The sequence below is a fragment of the Enterobacter sp. 01-M-02-SI-ECC genome (assembly GCF_047530595.1).
In the GTDB taxonomy this organism is placed as follows: domain Bacteria; phylum Pseudomonadota; class Gammaproteobacteria; order Enterobacterales; family Enterobacteriaceae; genus Enterobacter; species Enterobacter cloacae_M.
Map to the genome: position 1 here is coordinate 21,363 of NZ_JBLKCZ010000006.1, position 12,617 is coordinate 33,979.

The 12,617-nt window shown below is 54.6% G+C and carries 11 protein-coding genes; all 11 read left to right on the plus strand.

Features of this window, described 5'->3' with window-relative positions; genetic code table 11:
• The first annotated feature begins 9 nt into the window (after positions 1–9).
• The 11 genes from atpH (at position 10) to pstB (ending at position 12,604) form a co-directional block, all read left to right on the plus strand.
• On the plus strand, positions 10–543 hold the full coding sequence (gene atpH / locus ACMWLG_RS10280) for a F0F1 ATP synthase subunit delta (protein WP_023309790.1): 534 nt from the start codon (positions 10–12) through the stop codon (positions 541–543).
• A 12-nt stretch (positions 544–555) separates the two neighbouring features.
• Complete coding sequence (gene atpA, locus ACMWLG_RS10285) at positions 556–2,097, plus strand: F0F1 ATP synthase subunit alpha (protein WP_006808751.1); 1,542 nt, start codon at positions 556–558, stop codon at positions 2,095–2,097.
• A 51-nt stretch (positions 2,098–2,148) separates the two neighbouring features.
• Positions 2,149–3,012 carry a F0F1 ATP synthase subunit gamma gene (atpG, locus tag ACMWLG_RS10290; RefSeq protein WP_008500191.1) on the plus strand — a complete coding sequence of 288 codons (864 nt, stop codon included), beginning with the start codon at positions 2,149–2,151 and terminating at the stop codon, positions 3,010–3,012.
• A gap of 31 nt (positions 3,013–3,043) precedes the next feature.
• Complete coding sequence (gene atpD, locus ACMWLG_RS10295) at positions 3,044–4,426, plus strand: F0F1 ATP synthase subunit beta (RefSeq protein ID WP_003862362.1); 1,383 nt, start codon at positions 3,044–3,046, stop codon at positions 4,424–4,426.
• 20 nt (positions 4,427–4,446) lie between these two features.
• Complete coding sequence (locus tag ACMWLG_RS10300; protein ID WP_006177560.1) at positions 4,447–4,866, plus strand: F0F1 ATP synthase subunit epsilon; 420 nt, start codon at positions 4,447–4,449, stop codon at positions 4,864–4,866.
• Positions 4,867–5,004: 138 nt separating this feature from the next.
• Positions 5,005–6,375: a bifunctional UDP-N-acetylglucosamine diphosphorylase/glucosamine-1-phosphate N-acetyltransferase GlmU gene (gene glmU / locus ACMWLG_RS10305; RefSeq protein ID WP_045400470.1), complete on the plus strand. Its 1,371-nt coding sequence runs from the start codon at positions 5,005–5,007 to the stop codon at positions 6,373–6,375.
• Positions 6,376–6,613: 238 nt separating this feature from the next.
• Positions 6,614–8,443, plus strand: a complete 1,830-nt coding sequence (gene glmS / locus ACMWLG_RS10310; protein WP_023309792.1) for a glutamine--fructose-6-phosphate transaminase (isomerizing) — start codon at positions 6,614–6,616, stop codon at positions 8,441–8,443.
• Between the two features lie 321 nt (positions 8,444–8,764).
• A complete protein-coding gene (gene pstS, locus ACMWLG_RS10315; protein WP_008500186.1) occupies positions 8,765–9,805 on the plus strand; it encodes a phosphate ABC transporter substrate-binding protein PstS in 1,041 nt (346 codons plus the stop codon).
• Positions 9,806–9,933: 128 nt separating this feature from the next.
• The gene (gene pstC, locus ACMWLG_RS10320) at positions 9,934–10,893 is read left to right on the plus strand and encodes a phosphate ABC transporter permease PstC (RefSeq protein ID WP_023309793.1); all 960 of its coding nucleotides are present in this window, start codon (positions 9,934–9,936) and stop codon (positions 10,891–10,893) included.
• Complete coding sequence (gene pstA / locus ACMWLG_RS10325) at positions 10,893–11,783, plus strand: phosphate ABC transporter permease PstA (RefSeq protein ID WP_023309794.1); 891 nt, start codon at positions 10,893–10,895, stop codon at positions 11,781–11,783. The genes pstC and pstA overlap by 1 nt, the downstream gene beginning before the upstream one ends.
• Positions 11,784–11,830: 47 nt before the next feature.
• Positions 11,831–12,604 carry a phosphate ABC transporter ATP-binding protein PstB gene (gene pstB, locus ACMWLG_RS10330; RefSeq protein ID WP_010426574.1) on the plus strand — a complete coding sequence of 258 codons (774 nt, stop codon included), beginning with the start codon at positions 11,831–11,833 and terminating at the stop codon, positions 12,602–12,604.
• Positions 12,605–12,617: the final 13 nt, after the last annotated feature.

The window sequence follows — 12,617 nt, forward strand, 5'->3', positions numbered from 1 at the left end:
GAGGGGCTGATGTCTGAATTTGTTACGGTAGCTCGCCCCTACGCCAAAGCAGCTTTTGACTTTGCTGTCGAACACCAAAATGTCGATCGCTGGCAGGATATGCTGGCGTTTGCCGCTGAGGTGACGAAAAACGAACAAATGGCTGAGTTGCTTTCCGGTGCGTTAGCACCTGAAACTCTCGCCGCGTCGTTTATCGCCGTGTGCGGAGAGCAACTGGATGCCAACGGCCAGAACCTGATTAAGGTGATGGCAGAAAATGGTCGTCTCCGTGTGCTCCCGGATGTTCTCGAGCAGTTTGAGCACTTACGTGCCCTTAGTGAAGCAACCGCTGAAGTCGAAGTGACTTCTGCGACTGAACTGAGTAATGAACAGCTTGCGAAAATCACCGCCGCGATGGAAAAACGTCTGTCACGCAAAGTTAAGCTGAATTGCAAAATCGATAAGTCTGTAATGGCAGGCGTAATCATCCGTTCGGGTGATATGGTCATTGATGGCAGCGTACGCGGCCGTCTTGAACGCCTTGCAGACGTCTTGCAGTCTTAAGGGGACTGGAGCATGCAACTGAATTCCACCGAAATCAGCGAACTGATCAAGCAGCGCATTGCTCAGTTCAGTGTTGTGAGTGAAGCTCACAACGAAGGTACTATTGTTTCTGTAAGTGACGGTGTTATCCGCATCCACGGCCTGGCCGATTGTATGCAGGGTGAGATGATTTCCCTGCCGGGTAACCGTTACGCTATCGCACTGAACCTGGAGCGCGACTCCGTAGGTGCAGTTGTGATGGGTCCATACGCTGACCTCGCCGAAGGCATGAAGGTTAAGTGTACTGGCCGTATTCTGGAAGTGCCGGTTGGCCGTGGCCTGCTGGGTCGCGTTGTTAACACCCTGGGTGCGCCAATCGACGGTAAAGGTCCGGTTGAGCACGATGGCTTCTCCCCAATCGAAGTTATCGCACCAGGCGTTATCGACCGTCAGTCCGTAGATCAGCCTGTTCAGACAGGTTATAAGTCCGTTGATGCCATGATCCCAATCGGTCGTGGTCAGCGTGAACTGATCATCGGTGACCGTCAGACCGGTAAAACCGCGATGGCTATCGACGCCATCATCAACCAGCGTGACTCCGGCATCAAATGTGTGTACGTGGCTATTGGCCAGAAAGCGTCCACCATTTCTAACGTGGTTCGTAAACTGGAAGAGCACGGCGCACTGTCTAACACCATCGTTGTGGTAGCAACCGCGTCTGAATCTGCTGCACTGCAATACCTGGCACCATACGCCGGTTGCGCAATGGGCGAATACTTCCGTGACCGCGGTGAAGATGCGCTGATCGTATACGATGACCTGTCTAAACAGGCTGTTGCTTATCGTCAGGTTTCCCTGCTGCTCCGTCGTCCACCTGGACGTGAAGCGTTCCCTGGCGACGTATTCTACCTCCACTCTCGTCTGCTGGAGCGTGCTTCCCGCGTTAACGCGGAATACGTCGAGAACTTCACCAAAGGTGAAGTGAAGGGTAAAACGGGCTCTCTGACCGCTCTGCCGATCATTGAAACCCAGGCGGGTGACGTTTCTGCGTTCGTTCCGACCAACGTAATCTCCATTACCGATGGTCAGATCTTCCTGGAAACCAACCTGTTTAACTCCGGTATTCGTCCGGCGGTTAACCCGGGTATCTCCGTATCCCGTGTTGGTGGTGCTGCTCAGACCAAGATCATCAAGAAACTGTCCGGTGGTATCCGTACCGCGCTGGCACAGTATCGTGAACTGGCTGCGTTCTCTCAGTTCGCATCCGATCTGGACGAAGCAACCCGTAAACAGCTGAGCCACGGTCAGAAAGTGACCGAGCTGCTGAAGCAGAAACAGTACGCACCAATGTCTGTTGCTCAGCAGGGCCTGGTACTGTTCGCGGCTGAACGCGGTTACCTCGAAGATGTGGAACTGGCGAAAATCGGTAGCTTCGAAGCCGCTCTGCTGGCTTACGTCGACCGTGATCACGCTCCGCTGATGCAAGAGATCAACCAGACCGGTGGCTATAACGACGAAATCGAAGGCAAGCTGAAAGCTATCCTCGATTCCTTCAAAGCAACCCAATCCTGGTAATCGTCCGGCGGCTTGTCTCAGGACAAGCCGCCTGGCATTGAGGAGAAGCTCATGGCCGGCGCAAAAGAGATACGTAGTAAGATCGCAAGCGTCCAGAACACGCAAAAGATCACTAAAGCGATGGAGATGGTCGCCGCTTCCAAAATGCGTAAATCGCAGGATCGCATGGCGGCCAGCCGTCCTTATGCAGAAACCATGCGCAAAGTGATTGGTCACCTTGCAAACGGTAATCTGGAATATAAGCACCCTTACCTGGAAGAACGCGACGTTAAGCGCGTGGGCTACCTGGTGGTGTCGACCGACCGTGGTCTGTGTGGCGGCTTGAACATTAACCTGTTCAAAAAACTGCTGGCGGATATGAAAGCATGGTCTGAAAAAGGCGTTCAGTGCGATATCGCAATGATCGGCTCTAAAGGCGTCTCTTTCTTTAACTCCGTTGGTGGCAACATTGTCGCTCAGGTGACCGGTATGGGTGATAACCCGTCCCTGTCCGAACTGATCGGCCCGGTTAAAGTGATGTTGCAGGCCTATGATGAAGGCCGTCTGGACAGACTGTACGTTGTCAGCAACAAATTCATTAACACCATGTCTCAGGTTCCAACGCTCACTCAGATGCTGCCGTTACCGGCATCAGAAGATGACGAGCTGAAGCAAAAAGCCTGGGATTACCTGTATGAACCCGATCCGAAACCGCTGCTGGATACCCTGCTGCGTCGTTACGTTGAATCTCAGGTTTATCAGGGCGTTGTAGAAAACCTGGCCAGCGAGCAGGCCGCACGAATGGTGGCGATGAAAGCCGCGACCGATAATGGCGGCAGCCTGATTAAAGAGCTGCAGTTGGTTTACAACAAAGCTCGTCAGGCCAGCATTACTCAGGAACTCACCGAGATCGTCTCGGGGGCCGCCGCGGTTTAACCAGGTTTACGAATTACGTAGAGGATTCAAGATGGCTACTGGAAAGATTGTCCAGGTAATCGGCGCCGTGGTGGACGTCGAGTTCCCTCAGGACGCCGTACCACGCGTGTACGACGCGCTTGAGGTACAGAATGGTAACGAGAGCCTGGTGCTGGAAGTTCAGCAGCAGCTCGGCGGCGGTATCGTGCGTACCATCGCGATGGGTTCTTCCGACGGTCTGCGTCGTGGTCTGGAAGTCAAAGACCTTGAGCACCCGATCGAAGTCCCGGTAGGTAAAGCAACACTGGGTCGTATCATGAACGTATTGGGTCAGCCAATCGACATGAAAGGCGACATCGGTGAAGAAGAGCGTTGGGCTATCCACCGCGCAGCACCTTCCTACGAAGAGCTGTCCAGCTCTCAGGAACTGCTGGAAACCGGTATCAAAGTTATCGACCTGATGTGTCCGTTCGCGAAGGGCGGTAAAGTCGGTCTGTTCGGTGGTGCGGGTGTTGGTAAAACCGTAAACATGATGGAGCTGATCCGTAACATCGCGATCGAGCACTCCGGTTACTCCGTGTTTGCGGGCGTAGGTGAACGTACTCGTGAGGGTAACGACTTCTACCACGAAATGACCGACTCCAACGTTCTGGACAAAGTATCCCTGGTTTACGGCCAGATGAACGAGCCACCAGGAAACCGTCTGCGCGTTGCGCTGACCGGTCTGACGATGGCTGAGAAGTTCCGTGATGAAGGCCGTGACGTTCTGCTGTTCGTTGATAACATCTATCGTTACACCCTGGCCGGTACGGAAGTATCTGCACTGCTGGGTCGTATGCCTTCAGCGGTAGGTTATCAGCCTACGCTGGCGGAAGAGATGGGTGTTCTTCAGGAACGTATCACCTCTACCAAAACCGGTTCTATCACCTCCGTTCAGGCGGTATACGTACCTGCGGATGACTTGACTGACCCATCTCCAGCAACCACCTTTGCGCACTTAGATGCAACCGTGGTACTGAGCCGTCAGATCGCGTCTCTGGGTATCTACCCGGCCGTTGACCCGCTGGACTCCACCAGCCGTCAGCTGGATCCACTGGTTGTGGGTCAGGAACACTACGACACCGCGCGTGGCGTACAGTCCCTGCTGCAGCGTTACCAGGAACTGAAAGACATCATCGCCATCCTGGGTATGGATGAACTGTCTGAAGAAGACAAACTGGTGGTAGCACGTGCGCGTAAGATCCAGCGCTTCCTGTCCCAGCCGTTCTTCGTTGCGGAAGTATTCACCGGTTCTCCGGGTAAATACGTTTCCCTGAAAGACACCATCCGTGGCTTTAAAGGCATTATGGAAGGCGAATACGACCACCTGCCAGAGCAGGCGTTCTACATGGTTGGTTCCATCGAAGAAGCCGTGGAAAAAGCCAAAAAACTTTAACGCCTTAATCGGAGGGTGATATGGCAATGACTTACCACCTGGACGTCGTCAGCGCAGAGCAACAAATGTTCTCTGGTCTGGTCGAGAAAATCCAGGTAACGGGTAGTGAAGGTGAACTGGGTATTTTCCCGGGTCACGCACCGCTGCTCACCGCCATTAAGCCTGGTATGATCCGCATCGTTAAACAGTTCGGTCACGAAGAGTTTATCTATCTGTCCGGCGGCATTCTTGAAGTGCAGCCTGGCAGTGTGACCGTTCTGGCCGATACCGCTATCCGTGGACAGGATCTCGACGAAGCGCGAGCCCTGGAATCGAAGCGTAAGGCTGAAGAGCACATTAGCAGCTCTCATGGTGACGTGGATTACGCTCAGGCGTCTGCGGAGCTGGCCAAAGCGATCGCGAAACTGCGCGTTATCGAGTTGACCAAAAAAGCGATGTAACACCGGCTTGAAAAGCACAAAAGCCAGTCTGGATACCAGGCTGGCTTTTTTTTTCGGCCTTAATTCATGATGAAAAAGATGTAGAATTTTAAGCATCAAACGTTTTTACTTCACACTCAAACTACCGTCAGGATGCGTATGTCAAACAGTGCGATGAGCGTGGTGATCCTTGCCGCTGGCAAAGGGACCCGCATGTATTCCGATCTGCCTAAGGTGCTCCACACGCTTGCAGGAAAGCCAATGGTGCAGCATGTCATTGATGCAGCGAACGAACTGGGTGCCAGTCAGGTCCACCTGGTCTACGGCCACGGCGGCGATCTGCTTAAAAAGACGCTGAGCGATGACAAGCTCAACTGGGTGCTTCAGGCCGAACAGCTGGGCACAGGCCATGCGATGCAGCAGGCTGCGCCTTTCTTTGCGGATGACGAAGACATTTTGATGCTCTACGGCGATGTCCCGCTGATCTCCGTTGAAACCCTGACTCGCCTGCGTGAAGCCAAACCGCAGGGCGGCATCGGTTTGTTGACCGTCGTGCTGGACGATCCAAGCGGTTATGGTCGCATCACCCGTGAAAACGGCAACGTCACGGGTATTGTTGAGCACAAAGATGCCAGCGACGAACAGCGCCAGATTCAGGAGATAAACACCGGTATCCTGATTGCCAACGGCGCGGATATGAAGCGCTGGCTGTCCAGACTCGACAACAACAACGCGCAGGGTGAATACTACATCACCGACATCATTGCGATGGCGTACCACGAAGGGCGTGAAATTGCCGCCGTTCATCCGGCGCGCATCAGCGAAACGGACGGCGTGAACAACCGCCTGCAGCTTTCCCGTCTTGAGCGTATTTATCAGTCCGAGCAGGCCGAAAAACTGCTGCTGGCGGGCGTGATGCTGCGCGATCCGGCGCGTTTCGATCTGCGTGGTTCGTTATCTCACGGGCGTGACGTTGAAATTGATACGAACGTTATCCTCGAAGGTCACGTCACGCTGGGCAATCGCGTCAAAATTGGCGCCGGCTGCGTGATTAAAAACAGCGTCATCGGTGACGACTGCGAAATTAGCCCGTACAGCGTGGTGGAAGATGCCCGTCTGGACGCGGCATGCACCATCGGCCCGTTTGCGCGTCTGCGCCCGGGCGCTGAGCTGCTGGAAGGCGCTCACGTGGGTAACTTCGTGGAAATGAAAAAAGCGCGTCTGGGTAAAGGCTCGAAAGCCGGTCATCTGACCTATCTGGGCGACGCGGAAATTGGCAATAACGTGAATATTGGTGCAGGGACTATTACCTGTAACTATGACGGCGCGAATAAGTTTAAAACCATCATCGGTGACGACGTGTTTGTTGGCTCCGATACGCAGCTGGTGGCGCCTGTTACCGTGGGTAACGGGGTGACCATTGCCGCGGGAACAACCGTTACGCGCGATGTGGCCGAGAACGAGCTGGTGTTAAGCCGCGTTCCGCAGGTCAGCAAGCAGGGCTGGAAACGCCCGGTGAAGAAGAAGTAACGGATTTACCCCTCACCCTAACCCTCTCCCCATAGGGAAGAGGGGATCGTTCGGTGCGGTGTTTTTCTCCCTCGCCCCTTTGGGGAGAGGGCCGGGGTGAGGGGATAATATAATCCTCCCCCCATAAGCAGTACCCATAAAAATAACCCCACTCTCTACAAGGCTCGGGGCGCCCGGAAAGGGCAAATACAGGTCAGCGACAACGCAGGCATAATGCCTAAATTCGGAATCTAAAATTATGTGTGGAATTGTTGGCGCAGTTGCGCAGCGTGATATTGCTGAAATCCTTCTCGAAGGTTTACGTCGTCTGGAATACCGTGGTTACGACTCAGCCGGTCTGGCTGTCGTCGATGCAGAAGGTCATATGACCCGTCTGCGTCGTCTCGGTAAAGTGCAGATGCTGGCCCAGGCCGCGGAAGAACATCCGCTGCACGGTGGTACCGGTATTGCGCACACCCGCTGGGCGACGCACGGAGAACCGTCTGAAGGTAACGCGCACCCGCATGTGTCTGAACACATCGTGGTCGTGCACAACGGCATTATCGAAAACCACGAACCGCTGCGCGAAGAACTGAAAGCGCGCGGCTACACCTTCGTCTCTGAAACTGACACCGAAGTGATTGCTCACCTGGTGCACTGGGAGCTGGAGCAGGGCGGCACGCTGCGTGATGCGGTGCTGCGTGCTATCCCTCAGCTGCGCGGTGCGTACGGTACGGTGATCATGGATTCCCGCGATCCGTCCACATTGCTGGCAGCGCGTTCCGGTAGCCCGATGGTTATCGGTCTGGGCATGGGCGAAAACTTCATCGCTTCTGACCAGCTGGCGCTCCTGCCGGTTACCCGTCGCTTTATCTTCCTGGAAGAGGGGGATATCGCGGAAGTGACCCGTCGCAGCGTGACCGTATTCGATACCAAAGGCGAGCAGGTAAAACGCCAGGAGATCGAATCTAACCTGCAGTACGACGCGGGCGACAAAGGCGCTTACCGTCACTACATGCAGAAAGAGATTTACGAGCAGCCAAACGCCATCAAAAACACGCTGACCGGGCGCATCAGCCACGGTGAAGTGGATCTGAGCGAGCTGGGCGCAAACGCGAACGAACTGCTCGGCAAGGTCGAGCATATTCAGATCGTGGCCTGCGGCACCTCCTACAACTCCGGCATGGTTTCTCGCTACTGGTTTGAATCCCTGGCGGGCGTGCCGTGCGATGTGGAAATCGCGTCTGAATTCCGCTATCGCAAATCCGCGGTGCGTCGTAACAGCCTGATGATCACCCTTTCCCAGTCCGGCGAAACGGCGGATACGCTGGCCGCGCTGCGTCTCTCTAAAGAGCTGGGTTACCTGGGCTCTCTGGCCATCTGTAACGTTCCTGGCTCATCGCTGGTGCGTGAGTCCGATCTGGCGCTGATGACCAAAGCGGGCACCGAAATCGGTGTGGCCTCTACCAAAGCGTTTACCACTCAGCTGACCGTTCTGCTGATGCTGGTGGCGAAGCTGGCGCGTCTGAAAGGTGAAGATGCGTCCGTTGAGCACGACATCGTTCACGGCCTGCAGGCGCTGCCGAGCCGTATTGAGCAGATGCTGTCTCAGGACAAACGCATTGAAGCGCTGGCGGAAGATTTCTCCGACAAACATCACGCCCTGTTCCTGGGTCGTGGCGATCAGTATCCGATTGCGCTGGAAGGCGCGCTGAAGCTGAAAGAGATCTCCTACATTCACGCTGAAGCCTATGCGGCTGGCGAGCTGAAGCACGGCCCGCTGGCGCTGATTGACGCGGATATGCCGGTCATCGTTGTGGCACCAAACAACGAACTGCTGGAAAAACTGAAGTCTAACATCGAAGAAGTGCGCGCCCGCGGCGGTGTTCTGTACGTCTTCGCCGACAAAGATGCCGGTTTTGTCAGCAACGACAACATGCATATCATCGAGATGCCGCATGTGGAAGAGGTGATTGCACCAATCTTCTACACCGTTCCGCTGCAGCTGTTGGCCTATCACGTTGCGCTGATCAAAGGTACCGACGTTGACCAGCCGCGTAACCTGGCGAAATCGGTTACCGTAGAATAATCCCTTCAGGCTCCACCTTCGGGTGGAGCTTTTTTATCCTGCCCGGCTTGTTTTTCATCAATCCTTTCTCGTTTTTAATAATGACAATTTGTCATCTTCAGCTACTTTTTTCAGTGTCACATAAAGAAAATATTTCTGAAAACGCCTTGTCATAAAAGCGTCTAACGCGATGAAAAATAAGCTTTCTTTTGCTTATTTTTAAGTGAAATTTACGTTGTCATAAAACTGTCATAATTCGTACATTTATCTGTCACCTGTTTGTCCTATTTTGCTCATCGTAGCCACTAAACAACGATTTACGAAAATCTTGCAGGAGACATTATGAAAGTTATGCGTACCACTGTCGCAACTGTTGTCGCCGCGACCTTATCTCTGAGCGCGTTCTCTGTATTTGCAGAAGCAAGCCTGACTGGCGCTGGTGCAACCTTCCCTGCGCCGGTGTATGCCAAATGGGCGGATACCTACCAGAAAGAAACCGGTAACAAGGTTAACTATCAGGGTATCGGCTCCTCCGGTGGCGTTAAACAAATTACCGCGAACACGGTTGATTTCGGCGCATCAGACGCTCCGCTGTCTGATGACAAACTGGCTCAGGAAGGCCTGTTCCAGTTCCCTACCGTGATCGGTGGCGTGGTCCTGGCCATCAACCTGCCGGGCGTGAAGTCGGGTGAGCTGGTGCTGGACGGCAAAACGCTGGGTGACATCTACCTGGGCAAAATCAAAAAATGGGATGACGAAGCGATCGCTAAACTCAACCCAGGCCTGAAGCTGCCTTCTCAGAACATCGCCGTGGTTCGCCGCGCGGATGGTTCCGGTACCTCTTTCGTGTTCACCAGCTACCTGGCAAAAGTGAACGAAGAGTGGAAATCTAAAGTCGGCTCCGGCTCTACCGTTAACTGGCCAACCGGTCTGGGCGGTAAAGGTAACGACGGTATCGCCGCGTTCGTACAGCGTCTGCCTGGCTCAATTGGTTACGTAGAGTATGCGTACGCCAAGCAGAACAATCTGTCCTACACCAAACTGGTTTCAGCCGACGGCAAACCGGTTAGCCCAACCGAAGAGAACTTTGCTAACGCCGCGAAAGGCGCTGACTGGAGCAAATCCTTCGCGCAGGATCTGACTAACCAGAAAGGCGAAGGTGCGTGGCCAATCACCTCTACCACCTTCATCCTGGTTCACAAAGAGCAGAAGAAACCTGAGCAGGGCGCCGAAGTGCTGAAGTTCTTCGACTGGGCGTACAAAAACGGCGGCAAACAGGCTAACGCTCTGGATTACGCCACCCTGCCGGACAACGTGGTTGAGCAGATTCGCGCTGCATGGAAAACCAACGTGAAAGACAGCAGCGGTAAAGCGCTGTACTAACAGGATATATTTAACGAAGATGGCGGGTGGCGCTGCGCTTACCCGCCCTACGGTTTAAGCTGTAGGCCCGGTAAGCGTTAGCGCCACCGGGCATATTCGTAAAAACGTCTCAAACAGAAGAGTAATTTATGGCTGCAACCAAGCCTGCATTTAACCCTCCGGGTAAAAAAGGTGACATGATTTTCAGCGCGCTGGTGAAACTGGCTGCGCTGATTGTGCTATTGCTGCTGGGCGGCATTATCGTGTCTCTGATTTTCTCCTCATGGCCGAGCATCCAGAAATTCGGTTTTTCCTTCCTGTGGACCAAAGAGTGGGACGCGCCGAACGACATCTACGGTGCCCTGGTGCCGATTTACGGCACGCTGGTGACCTCGTTCATCGCCCTGCTGATTGCGGTTCCGGTGAGCTTTGGTATTGCCCTGTTCCTGACGGAGCTGGCGCCGGGCTGGCTGCGACGCCCGCTGGGTATTGCCATCGAACTGCTGGCGGCTATTCCAAGTATCGTTTACGGCATGTGGGGTCTGTTCATCTTTGCTCCGCTGTTCGCAACGTATTTCCAGGAACCGGTCGGTAACGTGCTTTCCGCTATTCCGTTTGTGGGGGCCCTGTTCTCTGGCCCGGCTTTCGGTATTGGCATTCTGGCGGCAGGTGTGATCCTCGCCATCATGATTATTCCTTACATTGCGGCGGTCATGCGCGATGTCTTCGAACAAACGCCGGTGATGATGAAAGAGTCGGCCTACGGCATCGGCTGCACCACCTGGGAAGTTATCTGGCGCATTGTCCTTCCGTTCACCAAAAACGGGGTGATCGGGGGCGTGATGCTGGGTTTAGGTCGTGCGCTGGGTGAAACCATGGCGGTCACCTTTATCATCGGTAACACCTACCAGCTCGACAGCGCGTCGCTCTACATGCCGGGTAACAGTATTACCTCGGCGCTGGCGAATGAATTTGCGGAAGCGGAATCGGGGCTGCACGTGGCGGCGCTGATGGAGCTGGGTCTGATTCTGTTCGTTATCACCTTCATTGTTCTGGCGATTTCCAAGCTGATGATTATGCGCCTCGCTAAAAATGAGGGAGCACGCTAATGGCAACTCTCGAAATGCAAGCAACCGCTGAACTGGCGGAATCTCGCCGCAAAATGCAGGCCAGACGCCGCATGAAAAACCGTATTGCCCTGTCGCTCTCTATGGCGACGATGGCATTCGGCCTGTTCTGGCTGGTCTGGATCCTCTTCTCGACGGTCGTTCGCGGGATTGACGGGATGTCACTGTCGCTGTTCACCGAAATGACGCCGCCGCCGAACACGGCGGGTGGTGGCCTGGCGAATGCCCTGGCGGGCAGCGGCTTGCTGATCCTCTGGGCGACGGTCTTCGGCACGCCGCTGGGCATTATGGCGGGCATCTACCTGGCAGAATACGGTCGTAAATCCTGGCTGGCCGAAGTCATTCGCTTCATCAACGACATTCTGCTGTCTGCACCTTCTATCGTCGTGGGTCTGTTTGTTTACACCGTGGTGGTGGCGCAGATGGAACACTTCTCGGGCTGGGCGGGTGTGATTGCCCTGGCGCTGCTGCAGGTGCCGATTGTTATTCGTACCACCGAGAACATGCTGAAACTGGTGCCGGACAGCCTGCGAGAAGCGGCTTATGCGCTGGGTACGCCGAAATGGAAGATGATCTCTGCGATTACGCTGAAGGCGTCCGTCTCCGGGATCATGACCGGTATCCTGCTGGCGGTAGCGCGTATTGCGGGTGAAACGGCGCCGCTGCTGTTTACGTCTCTCTCCAACCAGTTCTGGAGCACGGACATGATGCAGCCGATCGCCAACCTGCCGGTGACGATCTTTAAATTTGCGATGAGCCCATTCGCGGAATGGCAGCAGCTGGCCTGGGCCGGGGTGCTGATCATTACCCTTTGCGTACTGTTGCTGAACATTCTGGCGCGCGTCATTTTCGCGAAGAAGAAACACGGTTAATTTTTTACGGCGCGGCAGCTCGCGGCGCCGAATGAGGAAATGAGTCAATGAGTATGGTTGATACTGCCCCGGGTAAGATTCAGGTTCGTGATTTGAACTTCTACTACGGCAAATTCCATGCCCTGAAGAACATCAACCTGGATATCGCGAAGAACCAGGTCACGGCATTTATCGGTCCGTCCGGCTGCGGAAAATCCACGCTGCTACGTACCTTTAACAAAATGTATTCGCTCTATCCGGAGCAGCGCGCTGAAGGTGAAATCATCCTGGACGGTGAAAACATTCTGACCCAGGCTCAGGATATCGCCCTGCTGCGCGCCAAAGTGGGGATGGTGTTCCAGAAACCAACGCCTTTCCCGATGTCAATTTACGACAACATCGCGTTTGGCGTGCGTCTGTTTGAAAAACTCTCCCGTGCCGATATGGACGAGCGCGTGCAGTGGGCTTTGACCAAGGCCGCATTATGGAACGAAACCAAAGATAAGTTGCACCAGAGCGGTTACTCTCTCTCCGGCGGTCAGCAGCAGCGTCTGTGCATTGCGCGCGGTATTGCTATTCGCCCGGAAGTGTTGCTGCTGGATGAGCCGTGTTCAGCGCTGGACCCGATCTCAACCGGCCGTATTGAAGAGCTGATCACCGAGCTGAAGCAGGATTACACCGTGGTTATCGTGACCCATAACATGCAGCAGGCTGCACGTTGTTCCGATCACACGGCGTTTATGTACCTGGGCGAGTTGATTGAGTTCAGCGATACGGACGCGCTGTTCACCAGGCCCGCGAAGAAACAAACCGAAGATTATATTACTGGCCGCTACGGTTGATTTGCCTTAGTGC